At 73.0% G+C, this 20,922-nt stretch carries 18 protein-coding genes, 2 pseudogenes and 1 riboswitch; of the genes and pseudogenes, 10 read left to right on the top strand and 10 right to left on the bottom strand.

The annotated features are described in order from the left end of the window. Window positions 1-77: 77 nt before the first annotated feature. From AB0F71_RS14455 to AB0F71_RS14440, 4 genes are all read left to right on the top strand, one after another. Window positions 78-512: an Hsp20/alpha crystallin family protein gene (locus AB0F71_RS14455; protein WP_360232781.1), complete on the top strand. Its 435-nt coding sequence runs from the start codon at window positions 78-80 to the stop codon at window positions 510-512. Between the two features lie 125 nt (window positions 513-637). Further along, complete coding sequence (locus AB0F71_RS14450) at window positions 638-991, top strand: STAS domain-containing protein (protein WP_360232778.1); 354 nt, start codon at window positions 638-640, stop codon at window positions 989-991. Continuing rightward, window positions 988-1,392, top strand: a complete 405-nt coding sequence (locus tag AB0F71_RS14445; protein WP_360232775.1) for a DUF2267 domain-containing protein — start codon at window positions 988-990, stop codon at window positions 1,390-1,392. The genes AB0F71_RS14450 and AB0F71_RS14445 overlap by 4 nt, the downstream gene beginning before the upstream one ends. A gap of 51 nt (window positions 1,393-1,443) precedes the next feature. Beyond that, window positions 1,444-1,845, top strand: coding sequence for a DUF2267 domain-containing protein (locus tag AB0F71_RS14440; protein ID WP_360232772.1), 402 nt, complete (start codon window positions 1,444-1,446; stop codon window positions 1,843-1,845). A gap of 213 nt (window positions 1,846-2,058) precedes the next feature. Here AB0F71_RS14440 and AB0F71_RS14435 read toward each other — a convergent pair whose 3' ends face one another. After that, the gene (locus AB0F71_RS14435; protein WP_360232890.1) at window positions 2,059-2,340 is read right to left on the bottom strand and encodes a MerR family transcriptional regulator; all 282 of its coding nucleotides are present in this window, start codon (window positions 2,338-2,340) and stop codon (window positions 2,059-2,061) included. Window positions 2,341-3,187: 847 nt separating this feature from the next. Here AB0F71_RS14435 and AB0F71_RS14430 point away from each other — a divergent pair. Then, window positions 3,188-3,490: a WhiB family transcriptional regulator gene (locus AB0F71_RS14430; RefSeq protein ID WP_360232769.1), complete on the top strand. Its 303-nt coding sequence runs from the start codon at window positions 3,188-3,190 to the stop codon at window positions 3,488-3,490. Window positions 3,491-3,561: 71 nt separating this feature from the next. Here AB0F71_RS14430 and AB0F71_RS14425 read toward each other — a convergent pair. Further along, window positions 3,562-3,687 (bottom strand): annotated as a pseudogene (locus AB0F71_RS14425) (ATP-binding protein); the annotation flags it as partial. A 139-nt stretch (window positions 3,688-3,826) separates the two neighbouring features. On the opposite strand from AB0F71_RS14425, the gene AB0F71_RS14420 reads away from it, so the two are divergent. Together AB0F71_RS14420 and AB0F71_RS14415 are read left to right on the top strand one after the other, a co-directional pair. After that, the gene (locus AB0F71_RS14420) at window positions 3,827-3,961 is read left to right on the top strand and encodes a hypothetical protein (RefSeq protein WP_360232766.1); all 135 of its coding nucleotides are present in this window, start codon (window positions 3,827-3,829) and stop codon (window positions 3,959-3,961) included. Between the two features lie 99 nt (window positions 3,962-4,060). Then, window positions 4,061-6,541, top strand: a complete 2,481-nt coding sequence (locus tag AB0F71_RS14415) for an RICIN domain-containing protein (RefSeq protein ID WP_360232763.1) — start codon at window positions 4,061-4,063, stop codon at window positions 6,539-6,541. Between the two features lie 104 nt (window positions 6,542-6,645). Here AB0F71_RS14415 and AB0F71_RS14410 read toward each other — a convergent pair whose 3' ends face one another. Beyond that, window positions 6,646-8,049, bottom strand: a complete 1,404-nt coding sequence (locus AB0F71_RS14410; protein ID WP_360232760.1) for a short-chain fatty acyl-CoA regulator family protein — start codon at window positions 8,047-8,049, stop codon at window positions 6,646-6,648. Between the two features lie 371 nt (window positions 8,050-8,420). On the opposite strand from AB0F71_RS14410, the gene aceA reads away from it, so the two are divergent. From aceA to AB0F71_RS14395, 3 genes are all read left to right on the top strand, one after another. Further along, window positions 8,421-9,713, top strand: a complete 1,293-nt coding sequence (aceA, locus tag AB0F71_RS14405; protein ID WP_360232757.1) for an isocitrate lyase — start codon at window positions 8,421-8,423, stop codon at window positions 9,711-9,713. Window positions 9,714-9,855: 142 nt separating this feature from the next. After that, window positions 9,856-11,466 carry a malate synthase A gene (gene aceB / locus AB0F71_RS14400; protein ID WP_360232754.1) on the top strand — a complete coding sequence of 537 codons (1,611 nt, stop codon included), beginning with the start codon at window positions 9,856-9,858 and terminating at the stop codon, window positions 11,464-11,466. Between the two features lie 27 nt (window positions 11,467-11,493). Then, window positions 11,494-12,360 carry a 3-hydroxybutyryl-CoA dehydrogenase gene (locus AB0F71_RS14395; protein ID WP_360232751.1) on the top strand — a complete coding sequence of 289 codons (867 nt, stop codon included), beginning with the start codon at window positions 11,494-11,496 and terminating at the stop codon, window positions 12,358-12,360. A gap of 55 nt (window positions 12,361-12,415) precedes the next feature. Here AB0F71_RS14395 and AB0F71_RS14390 read toward each other — a convergent pair whose 3' ends face one another. The 7 genes and pseudogenes from AB0F71_RS14390 to AB0F71_RS14360 form a co-directional block, all read right to left on the bottom strand. Next, window positions 12,416-13,264 (bottom strand): ECF transporter S component, encoded by an 849-nt coding sequence (locus tag AB0F71_RS14390; protein ID WP_360232748.1) that lies wholly within the window; start codon window positions 13,262-13,264, stop codon window positions 12,416-12,418. Further along, on the bottom strand, window positions 13,261-14,904 hold the full coding sequence (locus tag AB0F71_RS14385) for an ATP-binding cassette domain-containing protein (RefSeq protein WP_360232745.1): 1,644 nt from the start codon (window positions 14,902-14,904) through the stop codon (window positions 13,261-13,263). The genes AB0F71_RS14390 and AB0F71_RS14385 overlap by 4 nt, the downstream gene beginning before the upstream one ends. Further along, on the bottom strand, window positions 14,901-16,142 hold the full coding sequence (locus AB0F71_RS14380) for a CbiQ family ECF transporter T component (RefSeq protein WP_360232887.1): 1,242 nt from the start codon (window positions 16,140-16,142) through the stop codon (window positions 14,901-14,903). The genes AB0F71_RS14385 and AB0F71_RS14380 overlap by 4 nt, the downstream gene beginning before the upstream one ends. A 601-nt stretch (window positions 16,143-16,743) precedes the next feature. Beyond that, window positions 16,744-17,199, bottom strand: a pseudogene (locus AB0F71_RS14375) (hypothetical protein); the annotation flags it as partial. A gap of 116 nt (window positions 17,200-17,315) precedes the next feature. After that, complete coding sequence (locus AB0F71_RS14370) at window positions 17,316-18,887, bottom strand: prenyltransferase/squalene oxidase repeat-containing protein (protein ID WP_360232742.1); 1,572 nt, start codon at window positions 18,885-18,887, stop codon at window positions 17,316-17,318. Between the two features lie 106 nt (window positions 18,888-18,993). Next, window positions 18,994-19,122, bottom strand: a riboswitch (cobalamin riboswitch). A 172-nt stretch (window positions 19,123-19,294) separates the two neighbouring features. Beyond that, on the bottom strand, window positions 19,295-19,774 hold the full coding sequence (locus AB0F71_RS14365) for a flagellar hook-length control protein FliK (RefSeq protein ID WP_360232739.1): 480 nt from the start codon (window positions 19,772-19,774) through the stop codon (window positions 19,295-19,297). Window positions 19,775-19,808: 34 nt separating this feature from the next. Further along, complete coding sequence (locus AB0F71_RS14360; protein WP_360232736.1) at window positions 19,809-20,876, bottom strand: peptidase; 1,068 nt, start codon at window positions 20,874-20,876, stop codon at window positions 19,809-19,811. Between the last annotated feature and the right edge of the window lie 46 nt (window positions 20,877-20,922).

The raw sequence follows: 20,922 nt of genomic DNA, 5'->3' as shown, positions 1-20,922 counted from the left end.
TCATTGGATGGATGACGTGCTACAACGGTTTCAGGTGAAGCGCACTGGCACCCAACGTTCAATGGAGGTGTTTCGCGATGCTGCTGCGCACTGACCCGTTCCGCGAACTCGACCGGCTCACCCAGCAGTTCCTCAACACGACCGGTACCTGGTCGCGGCCGACCCCGATGCCGCTGGACGCGTACCGCTCCGGTGACGAGTACGTGATCTGCTTCGACCTGCCCGGGGTGGCCCCGGACGCGATCGACATCGACGTCGAGCGGAACATGGTGACCGTCAAGGCCGAGCGCCGTCCGCACCGGCAGGGTGACGAGGTGAAGTGGGAGCTGTCCGAGCGCCCGCTCGGTGTGTTCTCCCGGCAGGTCATGCTCTCCGACACCCTCGACCCGGAGGGGATCACCGCCGACTACGACGCCGGCGTGCTGACCCTGAGGATCCCGGTCGCCGAGAAGGCCAAGCCCCGCAAGATCGCCATCGCCCACGGCGAGGGCCGCAAGCAGATCAAGGCCTGACCTCTCCCCGAGCCGTCCCGTGCCGCCCGCAATCCCCCCGGCGACGCGGCACGGGACACCCCGCCCCCGGCCTGACCTTCCGGACACGCCCGCGACCCGCGGGCCCGACGGACAGCGAGCGCCCCATGACCACCCCGGTGCCACCGTTCACGGTGAGGGTGTGCGGCGAGATCGACCTCGACTCCGCCCCGGACCTTCGTCGCGAGCTGTCCCGCGCACTGGCGGACCACCGGCAGGTGGTGCTCGACCTGTCACAGGTGACCTTCATGGACTGCTCAGGCCTGAACGTCCTGATGGAGGCCCGCAACCAGGCCGACCGGAACGGGGCGTGCCTGGCCCTGCGCGGCATCACCCGCCCGGTGGCCCGGCTCCTCGAACTGACCGGCCTGACGACCTGGCTGGCCCCGGCGCACCGCCCGCCCGGCCGTACGGCCCAGCCCCGGCAGCCACCGCCGACCGGAGGGAGGACCCCGCGATGACACTGCGCTGGGAGGCGTTCCTGGACCAGGTCCGGGAACGCGGCGAATACGACACACCGCAGGAGGCCGAACGCTGCGCGCGCGTCGTCCTGGCCCTGCTCGGCGCGCACCTGGTCGGCACGGTGCGCTCGGACCTCGCGGCCCGCCTGCCCGAGACGCTGGCCCTGGTCCTGCTCAACCCGCTGCAGGCCACCGAACCGCTCAGCCCCGAACGGTTCGTGCGCGCCACCGCCGCCTGGATCGAAGGCGCCGCCGAAACCACCGCCCTGTGGGACATCGGCGCCGTCCTGTCCACCGTCGCCGACGCCGCCGGCGACCAGCTCATGGAGCAGGTCCTGCTCCAACTGCCGCCCGGCTACGACGTGCTCTTCGGCCGTCCCGCCGCCGGCCAACGCCCCTGACCCCATGACGGCCGCCCCGTCGCGGCGGCCCACGCCCGGAAGGCCACCGCCATGACCCGGCACCGCCACCTGATCCAGCAGGTCCGCACCCTCGGCCGCTACCCGAGCGACGCCGAGGCCGAACGCGCCCTCGCCGCCGTCCTGGCGCTGCTCGGCTCCCAGCTCACCGGCGACGAACGCTGTGACCTCGCCGCCGCACTCCCCGAGCGGTTGCGCACCGTCTTCGCCTCCCAGATCCCGCTGCCCCGACCGGTCTCGGCTCCCGCCTTCGTCGAAGCCGTCGCCGACGCCCTGGGCACCACCCTCGCGGCCGCCCGCTGGGACACCTCCACCGTCCTGGCCGCCCTCACCGACCTCACCGGCGACGACCTCACCGACCGGATCCTCCACCAACTGCCGCACGGCTGGGCGCTGCTCTTCGGCCGCGCCGACCTCACCCCGACCGCCGCCTGAACTGCCGGTGACAGCGGCGGGCCCAGCATGCCGTCCGGCGCAGGGTCGATGCGATGCGTCGGGGTCGGGCGGCACCGGAACGGTTGCCCACGGCCACCGACTCACATGATGACGACGGTGCGGCATGCGGGTTCCACAGGTTCCATGCTTCTCCGGGCTTCTCCGGGTTTCCCGGAGAAGCATGGACGAACGGCGACTCCGTGGCCGGTCCGGTCAGGTGTCCGCGGTGGGCTCCTGGTGGTGTTGGGCGCGGCGGAGTTGTTCGTTGATGCGCAGGGCTTCCTCGAGTTGGTCCTCGAGGATGACGATGCGGCAGGCCGCTTCGATGGGGGTGCCCTGGTCGACGAGGTCGCGGGCGCGCATGGCGATGCGCAGTTGGTAGCGGGAGTAACGGCGGTGGCCGCCGTCGGAGCGTAGCGGGGTGATGAGGCGGTGGTCGCCGAGGGCTCGTAGGAAGCCGGGCGTGGTGCCGGTCATCTCGGCGGCGCGTCCCATGGTGTAAGCGGGGTAGTCGTCGTCGTCGAGCTTGTCGGGTGTGTCGGGGCTGGCCGTTGTAGTCACTGCACCTCTCTGGTTCTCGAGGAGAACGCGTCGAGGGGCCCCGGGGCCGTGTCGGCTCCGGGGCCCCGAAGGGGAACAACACCATCTACCGGCCTGAGCCGGTCCTGTTACTGCCGCACTGCCCCGAGAGAGGGGTGTGCGGGGATCGCGAATGCGTGACCGGAAACCACCGTCCTTGCCTTGGGGTCTGCGGTGTCCGCCCGGACGAGTGTTCACGGGCCGGGCGATCCTGATGGCGCTTGCGCCCTCCGTTCATCCTCTGTACTGAACTGTCATTTCGTACTGCTGGTACTGCACTCACTGAACTGCGTACTACTCGGTACTGCTGGTGGCGGCCCCTGATACCTGCGGGCCGCCCGGTCCGGCAGTCAGCCCCGTCGCCGTCCTGCACCTGCCTGGCTTCGGAACTCCACTGCCGGACCGAACTGCGAACTTCTGTCCAACAACCCCGGCCAGTTCGTGTCTGGCCGGTATCGCCGACTGCTGTCTACGAGAGAAACACTAGACCTGCCCGCGAGCAATGTCTACTGCGGCGCGCATAGATTTTGAGGGGGCGAGACGGGAGGTAGTCCTCCTCCGCTGCGCCGCGGTGGCATCTCCCGAGCCGCTGCCGGCCGTGTCGTCGGCCAACAGTGCGGCCAGGGCCAGGGCCGGGGCCAACGGCGGCGGGGCGTCGGTTTCCCGCCGCACGGCCGTGGACGCGGTCAGGACGCATAGTCGGCTCGGGTGCGGTTACACGAGGGGAGGCCTGGCGATCGTCGACATCGGAAAGAGGCCCGCCATGACGGACAACTCGCGCCTGCCCGGAGCCTTCGCGTACCGCTGGGACTGGCAGCTTCGCGGCCTGTGCCGTGAGGCCGACAACGCCCTGTTCTTCCACCCCTCGGGTGAGCGCGGAGCCGCCCACCATGCCCGCGAGGAGGCGGCCAAGGCCGTCTGTGCCGGGTGCCCCGTCCGCATCGAGTGCCGCCGCCACGCGCTGCAGACGCGCGAACCCTACGGCGTGTGGGGTGGGCTTACCGAGGACGAGCGGCAGCGGCTCCTGGCCCGCAGCCCCCGGGGCGCCGCCTCGTCCGTCGCATGACGGGCCGCCGGCGCATCCGCCGGGCAGTCTGAGCTGGACCGGCCTCTTGGTGTGCGGTCCTGGCGGATGGGTCAACCAGCCGGGGCCGCAGCCGGTATCGCGGCAGTCCGGGCGAGCCGGTAGGACTCGGTCCCGGTGTCGACGATGTGGGCGTCGAAGGTGAGGCGGTCCACGATCGCCGAGCACAGCCGCTCGTCGCCCCACGCAGCCCGGGAAGCTCGTTCGAACTTGTTGACTCTTGCTTACTTGGCCTTCATATTAAACAGGTCCAAACTCAATTCACCATCCTGAGCCCCTGGAGTCCCTCCCGTGGGTCGCCATCCCATGCCCGCACCCGTGAGCCGTCGACGCAGCCCCCACCGCACTGCCGTCGATGGTCGCGGTCGGCGCGACGACGCCACCGTCGACGGCACGCCGACGGAGATCCGGGACGGGATCGGCGACACCGATCAGCAGTGGACCCTGCCGTAACCACGCTCCGCGGGGCGGACGCGCCTGCGCCGCTCGCCCGGCCCGTAATTGACACGTCGTTACTCCCCCCACCCCACCCCGTTCATTTGGAGCACTTTCGTGCGTAGACCTCCCCTGCTGCCGCGAGCCGGGGCCTTGCTCGCGGCGCTGGCCCTGGGCCTCGCCACCGCCCTCACCGCCACCCCGGCACCAGCCGCCCCGGCTGACGGCGCCGCGCATGCGACGACACCCGTGCCTTCACAGGCCATCACGATCGACGGCACCTCGCCCGGCCGGAGCTTCGACGGCCTCGGGGCCATCAGCGGTGGCGGGGCGACCTCGCGACTGCTGGTCGACTACCCCGAGCCCCAGCGCAGCCAGATCCTGGACTACCTGTTCAAGCCCGGATACGGCGCCGCGCTGCAGCTGCTGAAGGTGGAGATCGGAGGCGACGCCAACTCCAGCGACGGCCCCGAACCCAGCCACATGCGCACCCCCACGGAGGTCAACTGCGACCGTGGCTACGAGTGGTGGCTCATGGAGCAGGCCAAGGCCCGCAACCCGAAGATCAAGTTCTACGGCCTGGAGTGGGCCGCCCCCGGCTGGCTGAACGGCGGCATCTGGTCCCAGGACAACATCACCTACCTCCAGTCCTGGCTGGGCTGCGCGCACAGCCACGGGCTGGACATCGGCTACCTGGGCGGCTGGAACGAGAGCGGCTACGACAAGACCTGGTACGAGAGCCTCCGCACCTCCCTCGACAGCCACGGCTACACCGGCACCACGCTGGTGGCCTCCGACAACGACGACGTGAACTGGTCGGTGGCCGCCGACCTGGTCTCCGACAGCGCTTTCAACAAGGCCGTCGGCGTCATCGGCCTGCACGGCACCTGCTGGCACTCGACCCCGTCGTACACCGGCTGCCCCGGCAGCAGCACCGCGATCGGGCTCGGCAAACCGCTGTGGGCCTCCGAGGACGACAACGACAGCTACGGCTCCCAGCCGTCCGCCCTGGCCCGTAACGTCAACCGCGAGTACATCGACGCCAGGATGACCGCGGACATCAAGTGGGCGCTGGTCAGCTCCTGGCCCTCGAACCTGCCCTTCGCGGGCGCCGGTCTGCTGGCCGCCGACCAGCCCTGGTCGGGGAACTACCAGGTGGGCCGGGACATCTGGGTGATGACCCACACGACGCAGTTCGCCCAGCCGGGCTGGAAGTACCTGGACGGCGCCACCGGCTACCTGCCCGGCACGGGCCTCAACGGTGACCCGCACAGCGGCAGTTACGTCACCATGAGGTCCGGCCAGGACTACAGCACCGTCATCGAGACCACGGACGCCTCGGCCGCGACCACCGTCAATGTCAAGGTCGCCGGCGGACTTTCGAACGGTACGGTGCACGTCTGGGCCACCGACATGAACAGCGACGACTCCGCCCAGTGGTTCGTCCACACCCAGGACGTCACCCCGCACGGCGGCGCGTACTCGCTGACCCTGCAGCCGGGCCACCTCTACACCGTGACCACCACCACCGGCCAGGGCAAGGGCACCGCCACCGCACCCGCAGGGCAGACCCTTCCGCTGCCCTACCGGGCCGACCTCAGTGGCTACCGGAGCGGCGCGACCGCACAGTACGTCCACGACTGGGCCGGCGCGTTCGAGACCGCGCCCTGCCCCGCCGGGGCCGGCACCCCGATGTGCCTGCGCCAGGTCATCACCCGGGCCCCACTGCCATGGCACTCGGACATGAACTACACCCCGGCCACCCTGCTGGGCGACCCGAGGTGGAACAACTACCAGGCCAGCACGGACGTGAACTTCGAGCAGTCCGGCAGCTCCGCCGAACTGCTCGGCCGGATCGACCACGTCGACCACGACCGCTCCGCCTACCACCTGAGGATCGACGACTCCGGTGCCTGGACGCTGTTCACCGAGGACCGCTCCAGCACCGACACCGTCCTGGCCGGTGGGCGCTACTCCGGTGCGGGCGCCGGGACTTGGCACAAGCTCACGCTCGCGATGACCGGCGACTCGATCACCGCGTCCATCGACCAGGTGCAGGTCGCGTCGGTCATGGACAGCAGCCACCTGGTCGGCCAGATCGGCCTGGGCGTCGGCGGCTTCCAGCACACCGACTTCGCCAACGTCGCCATCACCCCGCTCGCCGGTCCGACGGCCACCGCCGTCACCAGCGTCAACAGTGGCAAGTGCCTTGATGTGACCGGTGCTTCGACGGCCGACGGTGCGCAGGTCGTGCAGTGGACTTGTGGCAGTGGCAAGGCCAACCAGCAGTGGTTGCTGCAGCCGGTGGCGGGTTCGGGTGCCGTGCAGCTGGTCTCCGTCAACAGTGGCAAGTGCGTTGACGTGGCCGGTGCTTCGACGGCTGACGGTGCGCAGGTCGTGCAGTGGGCCTGTGGCAGTGGCAAGGCCAATCAGCAGTGGTTGCTGCAGCCGGTGGCGGGTTCGGGTGCCGTGCAGCTGGTCTCCGTCAACAGTGGCAAGTGCGTTGACGTGGCGGGTGCTTCGACGGCTGACGGTGCGCAGGTCGTGCAGTGGACCTGTGGCAGTGGCAAGGCCAACCAGCAGTGGACCACTCGGTGATCCGGGCGTAACAGGACCCCCGCGGTGACGGGTGCGGAACAGCACCCGTCACCGGAACCGCATGCGATTCGCGCGAAAGCCGACCGGACCGTCCACCCCGGGCGTCAGCCCTGAGGACCGGGAAGTGCCGGGTAGGGGACGAAGGTGCTGCTGTGCTCGTCGACGGCCAGCGGGCGGCCGATGGGCGGCGCGGAGCGCTGGGGGCAGGCGGGGCGGTCGCAGACCTTGCAGCCGAGGCCGATCGGGGTGGCGGCGGCCTCGTCGGCCAGGTCCAGTCCCGCCGAGTACACCAGCCGTCCGGCGTGGCGGAGCTCGCAGCCTAGGCCGATGGCGAAGGTCTTGGTGGGGCGGGCCCAGCCGCCGGGTGAGCGGGTGACGGCGCGGGCCGTCCAGAGGTAGCGGCGGCCGTCGGGCATGGCGGCGACCTGGACGTGGACGCGGCCGGGCGTGGCGAAGGCCTCGTAGACGTTCCAGAGCGGGCAGGTGCCGCCGGTGCGGGAGAAGTGGAAGTCGGTGGCGGACTGCCGTTTGGAGACGTTGCCGGCTCGGTCGACCCGGACGAAGGAGAACGGCACGCCGCGCAGCCGGGGCCGCTGGAGGGTGCTGAGGCGGTGGCAGACGGTCTCGTAGCCGACGCCGAAGTGGTCGGCGAGGTGCTCGATGTCGTACCGGGCCGACTCCGCCTCGGCGTGGAACGCGGCGTACGGCAGGACCAGCGCGGCGGCGAAGTAGTTGGCCAGGCCGATCCGGGTGAGCGACCAGGAGGTGGAGGCCTCCGGGCTGTCCTGGGCTGCGAGTTCGGACAGCAGTGGGTCGTGTTCCAGGTAGGCCAGCTGGATGGCCATCCGGAACGCCTGCTGGCCCGGGCGCAGCCGGTCCGACAGCCGCAGCACCCCGGTGCTCGGGTCGTACCGATGGAGCTGCTCGCCCCCGGTGGTGATCTGCACCCCGTGCCCGGTGGTCAGCCGCTCGGCGAGCGCCTCCCGCACCCCGCCCCGCCTGAGCCGGATCTCCGCCGCCAACTCCTCGGCTGCGGTGTCGAGTTCGTCGACGTAGTTCCGGCGGCGGTAGAAGAACTCGCGGACCTGCTCGTGCGGGGTGAGGGTGTCGGGCGCCGGGCCGCGGTCGCCGGCGAGGACGGCGAGCTGTTCGGCGACGGCCCGCCGGTCGCGGCCGAGGTCCATGAGCAGGCGTGCCACGGCGGGCAGTCGGGCGGCCACCTCGTCGAGGTCCCCGGTGGTGACCCGTCCGGCGGCGATCTCCTCGCCGAGTGCGTCGCGCAGTTCGGCGGTGAGCCGGGCGCTGTCCGGCGGGGCGAAGTAGCCGGCCTCGACGCCGAAGGCCTCGGTGAGGCGTAGCAGGACGGGCACGGTGAGCGGGCGGGCGTCGTGCTCCAGCTGGTTGAGGTAGCTGGGGGAGAGGTCGATCAGCCGGGCGAGGGCGGCCTGGGTGAGGCCGCGTTCCTCGCGCAGGCGGCGCAGCCTGGCGCCGGCGAAGGCCTTCCCCATGACGTTCTCCCCACTACGCACCTGAGCCGACCGGGTGCGGGCAGCCTAGCTGGAAGATCCACCGTCCGGTCGTCGCAAGCTTCGCGGATTCGCCGGGGATCCTTCGCGGAAGTTGGCAGCGGTCCACCGGTGACGCCGGGTTCGCGAGCTGCCAGAGTCGGTGGTGCGGCCGGGAGGTGCGCAGGACAGCAGCAAGAACTCCAGCCCGGCCGCGGCCCGGAGTGCTGTCCGGGCGTCCACGTCCTGCGGTGTTCCACCGCCGCCCGGCGCCACCCGGCCGCCCACTCGCCCTCGCGGTGAGGTGCGTCACATCCTTCGCAAACATCCTTCGCAAACATCCTTCGCAACGAGCACCCCTGGGGAGCAGACCCATGACTCAGCCGGTTCGGCAGCAGCAGGAGCAGCGCGCGGCGGAGCTCGCCGCCCGGTGGGCCTCCGACCCCCGCTGGGCGGGCATCGAGCGCACGTACACGGCGGCCGACGTCGCCCGGCTGTCCGGTACCGTCCGCGAGGAGCACACGCTGGCCCGGCGCGGCGCCGAGCGGCTCTGGCGGCAGCTGCACGAGCGGGACTACATCCACGCCCTCGGTGCCCTCACCGGTGGGCAGGCCGTGCAGATGGTGAAGGCCGGGCTGCAGGCGATCTACCTGTCCGGCTGGCAGGTCGCGGCCGACGCCAACCAGGCCGGTCAGACCTACCCGGACCAGAGCCTGTACCCCGCCAACTCGGTTCCGCAGGTGGTGCGTCGGATCAACAACGCGCTGCTGCGGGCGGACGGGATCGACGCCGCCGAGGGCAACGACGGCCCGGACTGGCTGGTGCCGATCGTGGCCGACGCCGAGGCGGGCTTCGGCGGCCCGCTGAACGCCTTCGAGCTCACCAAGGGCATGATCGCGGCCGGCGCGGCGGGCATCCACTACGAGGACCAGCTGGCTTCCGAGAAGAAGTGCGGCCACCTCGGCGGCAAGGTGCTCGTCCCCACCGCCCAGCACATCCGCACCCTCAACTCCGCCCGGCTGGCCGCCGACATCGCCGACGTGCCGACGCTCGTCGTGGCCCGCACCGACGCGCTCGCCGCCAACCTGCTGACCAGTGACGTGGACGAGCGCGACGCCCGGTTCTGCACCGGTGAGCGCACCGCCGAGGGCTTCTACCGGGTCGAGCCCGGCATGGCGCCGGTGATCTCCCGCGGCCTCGCCTTCGCCCCGTACGCGGACCTGATCTGGGTGGAGACCGGAACCCCGGACCTCGCCCAGGCCCGGGAGTTCGCCGAGGCGCTCAAGGCCGAGTACCCGGACAAGATGCTCGCCTACAACTGCTCGCCGTCCTTCAACTGGAAGGCCGCGCTGGACGACGACCAGATCGCCAAGTTCCAGCGGGAGTTGGGCGCGATGGGCTACCGCTTCCAGTTCATCACGCTGGCCGGCTTCCACGCCCTGAACCACTCGATGTTCCAGCTGGCGCGCGGCTACGCCGAGCACGGCATGACCGCCTACGTCGACCTGCAGGAGGCCGAGTTCGCAGCCGTGCCGGACGGCTACACCGCGGTGAAGCACCAGCGCGAGGTCGGCACCGGCTACTTCGACCTGGTCTCCACCGCGCTCAACCCGAACGCCGAGACCCTCGCGCTGACCGGCTCCACCGAGGCCGAGCAGTTCCACTGAGCCACCGCCAGGCCGGGCCTGGACCACCACCGAGCCACCCCGGCGGTCTCGTTGGGGACGAGCCCGCCTTCCACCCCGCCGCCCGGGGCCTCGTTGAGGGACGAGGCCCCGGGCGCCTTCCACCCGCCTCCTGGAGAACCGGATGAGCCAGCCCAGCCGTATCGAGGTCCTCGGCGAGCACGAGGACCGCTTCGACGAGATCCTCACCCCCGAGGCACTCGCCTTCCTCGCCCGTCTGCACGACCGGTTCGCCGGGCGCCGCGCCGAGCTGCTCGCCGAGCGCGAGCGCCGTACCGCCGTGCTGTCGGCCGGCGGCAGCCTGGACTTCCTCCCGGAGACCCGCGCCGTCCGAGAGGACCCCAGCTGGCGGGTGGCCGGCGCCGGGCCGGGCCTGCACGACCGCCGGGTGGAGATCACCGGCCCGCCCGAGCGCCGGATGACCGTCAACGCCCTCAACTCCGGCGCGAAGGTGTGGCTGGCCGACTTCGAGGACGCCACCTCGCCGACCTGGCACAACCTCGTCTCCGGCCAGCTCAACCTGGTCGACGCGATCGAGCGCCGGATCGACGACACCACCCCGGAGGGCAGGCGGTACCGGATCGGGGACGCCCCGGCCACCATCGTGGTCCGCCCGCGCGGCTGGCACCTCGACGAGCAGCACCTCGCGATCGACGGCCGCCCGGCCGTCGGCGCGCTGGTCGACTTCGGCCTGTACCTCTTCCACTGCGGCCGCCGGCAGATCGAGGCCGGCTCCGGCCCGTACTTCTACCTGCCCAAGCTGGAGAGCCACCGCGAAGCCCGGCTGTGGAACGAGGTCTTCACCTTCGCCCAGCAGGAGTTGGGCATCCCGCGCGGGACGATCCGCGCCACCGTCCTGATCGAGACCATCACCGCCGCGTTCGAGATGGACGAGATCCTCTACGAGCTGCGCGAGCACGCGGCCGGCCTCAACGCGGGCCGCTGGGACTACCTGTTCAGCCTGATCAAGAGCTTCGCCCAGCACGGCCCGCGCTTCGTCCTGCCGGACCGCGCCACGCTGACCATGACCCAGCCGTTCATGCGCGCCTACACCGACCTGCTGGTGCGCACCTGCCACCGGCGCGGCGCCCACGCCATCGGCGGCATGGCCGCCGCCATCCCGCAGCGCGACCCGGCGGCCAACGAAGTGGCGCTGACGAGGGTCCGGGCGGACAAGGAGCGCGAGGCCGGCGACGGCTTCGACGGCTCCTGGGTCGCCCACCCCGGCCTGGTCGACACCTGCCGCACCGCCTTCGACGCGGTCCTCGGCGAGCGCCCCAACCAGCTCGACCGCACCCGCGAGGACGTCGAGGTCACCGCCGCCGACCTGCTGGGCGTCCAGCGGCTCACCGCCGGGCTGCCCACCGAGCAGGGGCTGCGCTCCAACGTCGCCATCGCCCTTCGCTACCTCACCGCCTGGCTCGGCGGCTCCGGGGCCGTCGCCGTGTTCGGGCTGATGGAGGACGTCGCCACCGCCGAGATCGCCCGCTGCCAGCTCTGGCAGTGGCAGCACCACTGCACCCGCCTCACCGGCGGCTCGCTCGCCACCCCCGACCTGGTGCACCGGCTGATCGACCGCGAGCGGACCGCGCTGCTCGCCGAGGGATCCGACCCCGCACTGGTCGACCACGCCGTGCGGATCCTCACGGAGACCTCCCTCGGGGAGGACCTCCCCGCCTTCCTCACCACCGAGGCCTACGCCCGCCACCTCGTCCGCGTCCGCACCACGGCCTGAACCGCCCGCCCACCACGGAGGCAGCCAATGAACGCGATCCGACGGGTCGCCGTCGTCGGTGCCGGGCAGATGGGCTCCGGCATCGCCGAGGTCTTCGCCCGCGCCGGCCTGGACACCATCGTCTGCGAGAAGGACCCCGCCGCGCTGCGGGCCGCCCGCAGCCGCATCGACCGTTCCCTGCACCGCGCCGTCGACCGCGGCCGCATCGACCCGAGCGACCGTGAGGACATCTGGGCGCACCTGCTGTTCGCCGACGACCTGGATGCGCTCGCGGACCGCCAGCTCGTGGTCGAGGCCGTCGTCGAGGAGGAGACGGTGAAGACCGACGTGCTCACGACCCTGGACAAGGTCCTCGTCGCCGAGGACGCCGTCCTGGCCACCAACACCTCCGCCATCCCCGTCACCCGGCTGGGCATCGCCACCACCCGCGCCTCGCACGTCCTCGGCCTGCACTTCTTCAACCCCGCCCCGGTGATGCCGCTGGTGGAGCTGGTCTCCTCGCTGCACACCGACCGGACCGTGCTGGAGCGGGTGGAGGCCTTCACCCGGGACACCCTCGGCAAACGCGTCATCCGCTCCCGCGACCGGGCTGGCTTCGTCGTCAACTCCCTGCTCGTGCCCTACCTGCTCTCCGCGATCCGGATGGCCGAGGCCGGCCACGCCACCCCGGAGGACATCGACGCCGGCATGGTCCACGGCTGCGCCCACCCCATGGGCCCGCTCCAACTCGCCGACCTCATCGGCCTGGACACCGTCGAGGCCATCGCCCGCTCCCTGTACGAGGAGTACAAGGAGCCGCTGTACGCCCCGCCGCCGCTGCTCTCCCGCATGGTCGAGGCCGGCCTGCTCGGCCGCAAGAGCGGCCGCGGGTTCCACGTCCACCGAGCGGCCTGACGACCCATCCGCCGGCCCAGCGTCACCGGCGAGCACGATGGTGGACCTTTCGGAATCAGGAGGGCGCCGCTCCGGCCGGCCGTGCGGCGTGTGCTCGGGCGGGTGGGGCGTCGGAGTCGTCCGCGGCCTCGAAACGCACCGTGGGCTCGAAGTTGGCGCGCCGGGCCGCGCGGCGGAAGACGGTCAGCACGGCCGGTCCGACGACGAGCACGGCGGTGAAGGTGGTGACGGCGCGGCCGGTGTCCCAGCCGAGCGAGGTGGCGAGGTCGAAGAGCAGGTAGCGGTGCCACTGCTCGGTGAAGGGCAGGCCGGGGAGGTAGGCGATGGAGCTGTTCGGGTCGGTCGAGAACGGCCAGAAGGAGAGGTTGAGCAGGAACCCGAAGAGGTAGCCGGAGAAGGCCCCGTAGGCGGCCAGCATCGGCACCTCCCAGCGGCGCCGGGCCGGCGGGAGCAGCCCGGCGAGCAGGCCGACGAAGGCGCAGCCGAACATCTGGTAGGGCATCCAGGGGCCGACTCCGCCGGTGAGCAGGGCGGAGGCGAAGAGCGAGGTGCACCCGAGGGTGAAGCCGAAGCCGGGGCCGAACACGCGGCCGGCGAGGACGAGGATGAAGAAGACGGTCTCCACCCCCGCGGTACCGGCGCCGAGCGGCCGGAGTCCGGCGTTGACCGCCGAGAGGACACCGAGCATGGCGAGGGCCTTGGCGTCGATGCCGCCGGCCGAGATCTCGGCGATCACGACGGCGAGGACCAGGACGAGCAGCGCACCGAAGATCAGGGGCGGGGCGTAGGAGGAGCCGAACGTCCCCGGGGCGACGACGAACGGCCAGGTGAAGGCGACCAGGCCGATGAAGGCGGCCAGGGCGACGACGACGCGGGCCCGGCCGGGGATGCGGACGGCGGTCATCGGGCGGCCTCCGCCGCTGCGAGGGCCTCGGCCACCTGCCGGATCGTCAGGTAGTCCAGTGGGGCGAGGATCTTGGCGGTCTGCGGGGCGAAGGTGGGCGAGGCGACGATGACCTCGGCGGTGGGACCGTCCGCGACGATCTCGCCCTCGGCCATGACGACCACGCGGTCGGCGGCGGAGGCCACGAACTCGACGTCGTGGGTGGAGACGACGACCGTGCGGCCTTCGGCGGCGAGGGCGTCCACGATGCCGGTGAGCGCTTCCTTCGCGTGGTAGTCGAGCCCCCGGGTGGGTTCGTCCAGCAGCACGACCCTTGGCGCGGCGGCCAGTTGGATCGCCAGGACGAGCGCCAGCTGCTGCCCCTCGGAGAGGTCCCGGGGGTGGGTGCCGTCGGGGATCCCGGGGGCGAGGCGGTCGAGGATCTGCCGTGCGGTCGGCCCGGCGGTGTGGCGGGCCTCCAGGTCGCTCTGGGCGAGCTCCTGGGCGACCGTCTCCAGGTACAGCAGGTCGGTGGGGGTCTGCGGGACGAGCCCGACCAGGTGCCGGGCCTGAGCCGCGGGGAGGCGCTTGGGGTCCTTGGCCGGGCCGCCGTCGGCGCCGGTGACCTTCACGCTGCCGCCCTGGCGGGGGCCGGAGCCCTGGAGGGCCCACAGCAGCGAGGACTTGCCGGAGCCGTTGCGGCCCATCAGCGCGGTCACCTCGCCCGCCCGCAGCTCCAGCCCGACCTCACGGACGGCGGCCACCGGCCCGTAGCGCACCACGACCCGCTCGGCGGACAGCACGGTCTCCCCGGCCGCCGGTGCGCGATGCGCCGCCGGTGCCGGGTGTGCGGCCAGGCGTTCCCGCAGCGGTGCGGCGGCTCGGCGGGCGTCGCGGACGGACAGCGGCAGGGGCTCCCAGCCGGCCAGGCGGCCGAGGTCGACGACGGGCGGCGCGATCGAGGTGGTCCGGAAGACCTCGGCGGGCGGTCCGTGCACGACGGTACCGTCGCCGGGCAGGTAGGCGACCCGGTCGGCGTACTGGACGACGCGTTCCAGGCGGTGCTCGGCCAGCAGGACGGTGACGCCGAGGTCGTGGACGAGCCGGGTGATCGCGGCGAGCACCTCCTCGGCGGCGGTCGGGTCGAGCGCGGAGGTCGGCTCGTCCAGGACCAGGACGCGGGGGTGCGCGGTGAGCACCGAACCGATGGCGACGCGCTGCTGCTGGCCGCCGGAGAGCTCGTACAGGGCCCGGTGGCGCAGGTCGGCCAGGCCGAGCAGGTCGAGGGTCTCCTCGACGCGCTTGCGCATGACCTCCGGCGGGATCGCCAACTGCTCCATGACGTAAGCCAGTTCCTCCTCCACCGTGTCGGTGGTGAAGCCGGCCAGCGGGTCCTGGCCCACCACGCCGACCACGTCGGCGAGTTCGCGCGGCGGGTGGTGGGCGGTGTCACGGCCGTCCACGGTGACCCGGCCGCGCAGGGTGCCGCCGGTGAAGTGCGGCATCAGGCCGTTGACGGCGCCGAGCAGGGTGGACTTGCCGACGCCGGTGCGGCCGACCACGAGGCAGAGCTCGCCCTCCGGGATGTGCAGGTCGACGTCGCGCAGGACGGGCGTGCTCTTGCCGTCGTACACCACGCTGACCCGGTTGAATCGGATCACGTGCTCACCTCGGAGGTCGTGCGGTCGGTGCTGACGCCACTGCTGACGCCGGTACTGCTTCGGCGGGCGTCGGTGGCGGTGGCGGTGTCGGTGGCCCGTTCGGGCGTACGGCCGGGCGGCGGGGAGACGATCCCCGCGGCGCCCGCCAGCAGCAGGGCGAGCACCGGGACGAGCGGCAGCGCCGGCCAGGTCAGCGGGTAGAGCGAGGGGTTGAGGTCGGTGGCGTCGTAGCCCACCGTGGCGAACAGCAGGACGGCGGCGGTCACCCCGCAGCCGGCGACCGCCCATTCGGCGGCCCGCCAGCGGTCCGGCCGGTAGGTGGTGCGCCGCACCCGCCGCCCGCCGAGGACGAGGCCCGCCACGCAGAGGACGGCACCCGCGAGGAAGGCGGGCAGACCGAGCGCGGCGGGGGCCGTACCGTCCAGCAGCCCGTACACCCCGGCGCACAGGCCGCACATGCCGAGCAGCATCAGCGCGCCGGTGAGCTGGCGGGAACGCCGGGAGGCGGTGCCGGAGCGCCCGTAGCCGCGCGAGTCCATCGCGGCGGCCAGGCTGAGCGAGCGTTCCAGCGCGTCCTCCAGAACCGGCACCACGATGCCGCGCAACGCGCGGACGCCCTTGCGCTGCCCGGCGCGCAACCGCCGTGCCCGGGCGACGCGTTGGACGCTCTGCACCAGCTGCGGCGCGACGCTCAGCGACACCGTGACGGCGACGCCGAGCTCGTACAGCGCCCCGGGCAGCACCCGCAGGGCACGCTTGGGGTTGGCCAGGGTGTTTGCCGCGCCGATGCAGCAGATCAGGCACGCCAGCCGCAGCCCGTCGAAGGCCGCCGAGAGCGTGGCCTCCAGCGAGACCGGGCCGCCCAGCTGAATGCCCGCGTACCAGGCCGGGGTGGGGATGTGCGGCAGGGAGAAGAGCAGGTGGTCGTGCGGGGTGATGCCGGTGGCGAAGACGCAGCGGAAGACCACCCGGATCGCCACCACGGTCAGGGCCACCCACAGGTAGTAGGTGAACCCACGCGCCCACGGGGCTTCGCTGCGGCGGGCGGTGACCACGTAGCCGAGCACGGCGAGGACGAGCAGGAGCAGCAGCGGGTTGGTGGTGCGGCTGGCCGCGGTCGCCAGCGCCAGCGCCCACGTCCACCAGGCCAGCGGATGCAGGTTCCGCGGACTGCGCCGGCCCCCCGCGCCCAGGCCGGGGACGCGCTGCGGGGAGGCCGTGTCGCGCTTGTCGAGCATGGTCACCGGATCACTCCGCCCGGCGCCGACGGCGGCGCGCGGCGACCACGGTGGCTGCACCGAGCAGCAGGACGAGGACGGTTCCGAGTACGGCGGGGAGCATCGAGCCGGAGTCCTGCGGTGCGTCCGCCGCCGGGTCGGCGTTCACCACTCCGCCCGGTACGGCGGGGGTGGCCGTCGGCGCGGCCGCGGCCTCCGCCGGCTGTGGGGTCGGCTGACCGGTCGGGGTGTCCGTCGGCGCCGCGGTGGGCGGCTCGACCGGCACCGGTGTGCCGGGCACCGGTGTGGGCTCGGCCGCGCCCGGCGGGGTGGCGCCGTCCTGGGGGGTGCCGGCGGTGCCGGCCCCCGGCGGTTTGGCGGGCACCGGGGCCCGCCCAGTTCCGGCGCCACCGCTCGTGCCGCTACCGCCGGTCGTACGCGCCCCTCCCGTACCGCCGGTGCTGCCGTTGGAGCCGCTGCCGCCGGTCGTGCCGGTGGCACCCGTCGAACTGCCGCCGGAGCCTCCCGAGGCACCACCGGTGCCGCCGGAGCCACCGGAGCCACCGGAGCCTCCTGAGGCGCCGCCGGAGCCGCCCGTGGCGCCCTGGCCGCCGGGGTCGGTCGGCTGCCCACCGGGGCTGGAGTTGTGCGCCCGGACGCTCTCCGGCGAGAAGGCCGGGCGCCCCTCGGTGCCCTCGATGTTCGTACCGCCGAAGATCCACAGGTCCACGCTGCCGGGCTTCGGCTGGTACAGCATCGCGCCGAGCTGGCTGAACGACCACGTGTTCTGGCCCGGATCGGCGTGCCAGTACGACCAGTAGGCGGTGGTCGGGGGTGTCTGGACGCACTTCTCCTGGTCCGGCGTCGGGTACTGCTTGCCGCCCTGGAAACCGCTGTAGCCGATCCGGCAGATGAACGCGGGACCGTCGTGCCCGGTGCCGGCGGTCTTCCAGCCGCCCTGGTTGAGCAGGGCGTAGCCAGTGGTCGGGGTGGTGCCGCAGGAGCGCAGCAGGGGGCCGCCCCACTTCCCGAAGTCCACCGCGAGTACGACCCCGGAGGTCGTGGTGCACTGATCCATCGGCAACGGCGTCGCAGCAGCCGGGGCCGCGCCCACGGCGACGCCGCCGAAGGCGAGCGCGAAGGTCAGCGCCGCCGCCCCGAGCAGTCGGGGGAGCCGCTCACGGAGTCCCCGGCTCACCGGTGACGCCCCGGAGCGGCCGCGTTGCGGCGACGGGCGAGGATGACGGCCGCGGCGCCCAAGCCGGTCAGCAGACCGGCGCCCGCGGTCAGGGCCAGGGCCGGGGTGCCGGTGCTGGCCAGGCTGCCGGACCCGGTCCGCGCCGCCACGCCCTCGGCGGGGGCACCGCCGCCTCCGGCCGGCGCATCGACGCCGTCGGCGGGCCAGTTGGTCGGCGAGTTGGTCAGCGAGTTGGTCGGGCCGCCGCTGGTGGCGGGAGCGGTGGTGGGCGAGGCGGATCCGGTGGAGGTGGGCGAGCCCGTCGGGCTCGGCGTGCCGGTGGGTGTGCCAGGCGGTGTGCCAGTGGGCGTGCCGGTGGGCGTGCCAGTGGGGGTCCCGGTGGGCGTGCCGGTCGGAGTCGGCGTCGGAGTGGGCGTCGGAGTCGGCGTGCCGCCGAGGTTCCTGGACAGCGTGCCGAAGGAGATCCCGGTGGCACCGCCCACCACCTGGGTGGACGCGCGGACGTTCGAGCCCCGCTGCCCGGCGGACGCGACGTTGAACCCGCCGTCGCCGTTCTGCTGGCCGGCGAGGAAGTCGAGCGCCTTCGTGATCTGCCCGCCGTAGCCGGCCTTGCGCAGCGTCATGCCCTGGACGGCGAGGGCAGCCGAGTTGGTGGAGTCGCCGGCTGCGCCGGGGAATCCGCCGTCGGGCAGCTGCTGGGCGGCGAGCCAGGTGAGCCCCTTGTCGACGGCCTGGGCCGCCTCGTCGCCGGGGACGAGGGCGAGGGCCATGACGGCCATCGCGGTGCTGTCCACGTTGGAGTCGCCGGTGGCGGGGATCAGGCTCGGCCAGGAGCCGTCCGGGTGCTGGAGGCCCCTGAGGTAGGCGATCGCGGGCGCGGCGTTGGTGGCGTCCCCGGCCCGGACCTGGGCGATGACGCCCAGCGACTGGGAGAACACCGAGGCCGCGTAGGTGTAGTTGCCGGGTGCCGCGCAGCCGGTGTTCTGGTCGGCCTTGGCGCAGAGGGCCTGGTCCAGGGCGGCGATAAGGTCGTGGCCGCCGAAGGCCCGCGGGTCGCGGCCGACGATCTCGGCGAGCAGCGCCTCCTTGCCGATCGAGCCGCCGTCCGCGTACTCGGTGCCGACGGCGGTCCAGTCGTTGACGGTCCGCTCGTTGGGGTCCTTGCCCTGCTGGTCCAGGAAGTCGACGATCCTGCGCAGCGCGGCGTCATCGGTACCGGTCGCCGCGAGGGCGTAGGCCCCGTCGATGGTGAGGCCGAAGTCGGCGAAGGTCGGGAAGGCCTCGTAGTAGTGACCGTCGATCAGCTGGGCCGGACCGGTCAGGTAGGCGCTGCCCTTGCCCAGGTCGGGGGTGCGCCCGGCGGCCGGGGCCGGTGCCGTGGTGGCGCCGTCGGGACGGGTGCCGGCGGCGGCCTGCGGCCGGGTCGGCGACGGGATCGGGTCGGCGGCGGCGGTGCCGGGGTGTCCGAGCAGGACCGTTCCGCAGGCGGCGGCCGCGACGGTTCCGGCGACCACCAGGGAGGCGAGGTCCCGGCTTGTGTGACGTGTGCGACTGCTGCTGACCCTCACGACGACTCCCTCGTCGGTCGACGCAGGAGACCATGGCGCAGCCGACGGCCGCCTTGGGACACGGGCCGTCAAGAGCTGCGTCGTAGTCCGCGACGACGCAAGTGCTGTGTGTACAGGCCCCCGGTCCAGGCATTCCGGCTCACCCACCGAGGTGGGCCTACGGTTGCGGGTCAGCGCCGGAGTCGGACCGGCTTCCCCTGAACGCCGAGGGCTAAAACCGGTTCATCAGACCACGCCGGTCAACAGGGAGTCAACGGATCGTCAGGTAGCTCACACCACCTCGTCGGCCGGTCCTCGCGGTGGTGCACGGGCGGGCGGACACCCGGAACTCCGGGCAGGGTGGCCGACCCTGAGCACCGGCGCCCGGCCCTTCCTCAGGGAGGACGGGGCGCCGGTGCGCTCACGTGTCAGGGCGCCGTGATGCCCGGCTGGGCGCCGGCACCGAAGGACCAGCCCTCGACGTCGCCGGGGGCCGGGTCGTAGCTGCCCGCGCCCAGGTTGCTGTACGACCAGGGCCCGCCGTGCTGGGCGTGCCAGTACGACCAGTAGGCGCTGCCGGTCGGGTTGGTGCAGGTGGCGGGCAGCGCGTTGATCTTGCAGACGAAGCCCGGGAAGCGCGGGTGGAAGGCGTACGAGAACCCGGCGCCGGTGAGCGCGGCGAGCCCGTTGGCGGGGTCGCCGGGGGCGCAGCCGGTCTCGATGCCGCCGCCGACGGCGGTGAAGTCGACCACGACAGTGACGCCGGTGGTTCCGCTGCAGGCCGCCGCCCGGGCCTGCGGGGCCTGGACGGCGGAGACGCCGAGCAGGCCGGCGGTGAGGGCCGCCGCGGCGGCGATCGACCCGAGCATCCGGCGGACGGGGCGGGCCGGGGTGAGGGTGTCGGTCATCGGAACTCTCCTCGTGGGATCAGGCCTGGACGTGTCAGCGGGCGGCCGGAGTCGGGCAGGCCAGGGTGGGGGCGTCGGGGCGGGCCCCGGCGGCGGAGAGGGTGGCCAGCGGGGCGCCCGCCAGGCCGAGGACGGCCTGCGCGGTGGCCCGGGCGCCGTTGCCCGCGTTGAAGCCCGTCGCGTCGTAGGCGACCGCGCCGCGCACCGCCGGGTCGGCGGAGCAGCCCTGCTGGAACTTCACCAGCCGGCTCCAGCCCTTGAGGCCCGCGCCGAGGCGCCCACCGGCGAGCAGTGCCTCGGTGGCCAGGCCCGTGGTGTTGGCGTTGGAGGTGGTCGCCCCGGCGGCCGCGAAGCCGCCGTCGGCGTTCTGGTGGGCGGCGAGCCAGGTGAGGCCGGCGTCCGCCTTGGCGGTACGGCCGGTGGCGGCGAGGGCCTGGGCGGCGAGCGCGGTGGCGTCGGGGTCGCTGGTGCAGGTGGGCTGGCCGAAGGAGACCGGGTAACCGCCGTCCGCGCACTGGCTGTTCGCCAGGAAGTCGACGGCCGCGGCGGGGGCGCCACCGGGGGAGCGGTGCAGGGCGATCAGGGCGAGGGACTGGCCGAAGGCGTTGCTGTAGTCGCCCCACTGCGAGCGGTCGGAGAACCGTCCTTCGGCGGTCTGCAGCGAGCGCAGCCGGGCCGGCAGGTCGACGCCGCCGAAGGACGCCGGGTCCGCTCCGCGTACCTCGGCGGCGAGCAGCAGCTTCGCGGTGGCGCCCGCGTAGGCCTCGGTGGTGCCGTCGCCGAGGTAGCCGGAGACGATCTCGGGCTTCGCCAGCCAGGCGGTGGCCTTCGCGGCGGCCTCGTCGGAGCTGTGCGAGGCGGCGAAGGCCAGCACGGCGTCGACGGTCAGGCCCTGGTCGGGGTAGGCGGTGCCGTTGAAGACGGACTCGAAGTGGTCGCCGTCCACCAGCTGGCGGGCCAGCCAGCCGCCCGCGGCGGCGTCGGGACGAACGGTCCGGGAGGATGTGGTGTCGGCGTGGGCGGCGGTGGCCGCCGGGAGCGCGGTGGCGAGCGCCAGGGCGGGTATCGCGAGCAGACCGAGGGGGCGGCGGAGCGCGGGCATGGGTGCCTTTCCGGGCCTGGACGCAGGGGCCCGGGGGACGTCGGCA

This window comes from Kitasatospora sp. NPDC028055, assembly GCF_040637885.1.
In the GTDB taxonomy this organism is placed as follows: Bacteria; Actinomycetota; Actinomycetes; order Streptomycetales; family Streptomycetaceae; genus Kitasatospora.
The sequence above is the reverse complement of the archived record's forward strand: the minus strand, read 5'-3'. Positions and strand labels throughout refer to the sequence as shown.

Coding starts and splice junctions, on each gene's coding strand:
- AB0F71_RS14455 (WP_360232781.1), top strand. CDS start 78: ATGCTGCTGCGCACTGACCCGTTCCGCGAACTCGACCGGCTCACCCAG.
- AB0F71_RS14450 (WP_360232778.1), top strand. CDS start 638: ATGACCACCCCGGTGCCACCGTTCACGGTGAGGGTGTGCGGCGAGATC.
- AB0F71_RS14445 (WP_360232775.1), top strand. CDS start 988: ATGACACTGCGCTGGGAGGCGTTCCTGGACCAGGTCCGGGAACGCGGC.
- AB0F71_RS14440 (WP_360232772.1), top strand. CDS start 1,444: ATGACCCGGCACCGCCACCTGATCCAGCAGGTCCGCACCCTCGGCCGC.
- AB0F71_RS14435 (WP_360232890.1), bottom strand. CDS start 2,340: ATGGGACGCGCCGCCGAGATGACCGGCACCACGCCCGGCTTCCTACGA.
- AB0F71_RS14430 (WP_360232769.1), top strand. CDS start 3,188: ATGACGGACAACTCGCGCCTGCCCGGAGCCTTCGCGTACCGCTGGGAC.
- AB0F71_RS14410 (WP_360232760.1), bottom strand. CDS start 8,049: ATGGGGAAGGCCTTCGCCGGCGCCAGGCTGCGCCGCCTGCGCGAGGAA.
- aceA (WP_360232757.1), top strand. CDS start 8,421: ATGACTCAGCCGGTTCGGCAGCAGCAGGAGCAGCGCGCGGCGGAGCTC.
- aceB (WP_360232754.1), top strand. CDS start 9,856: ATGAGCCAGCCCAGCCGTATCGAGGTCCTCGGCGAGCACGAGGACCGC.
- AB0F71_RS14395 (WP_360232751.1), top strand. CDS start 11,494: ATGAACGCGATCCGACGGGTCGCCGTCGTCGGTGCCGGGCAGATGGGC.
- AB0F71_RS14390 (WP_360232748.1), bottom strand. CDS start 13,264: ATGACCGCCGTCCGCATCCCCGGCCGGGCCCGCGTCGTCGTCGCCCTG.
- AB0F71_RS14380 (WP_360232887.1), bottom strand. CDS start 16,142: ATGCTCGACAAGCGCGACACGGCCTCCCCGCAGCGCGTCCCCGGCCTG.
- AB0F71_RS14365 (WP_360232739.1), bottom strand. CDS start 19,774: ATGACCGACACCCTCACCCCGGCCCGCCCCGTCCGCCGGATGCTCGGG.
- AB0F71_RS14360 (WP_360232736.1), bottom strand. CDS start 20,876: ATGCCCGCGCTCCGCCGCCCCCTCGGTCTGCTCGCGATACCCGCCCTG.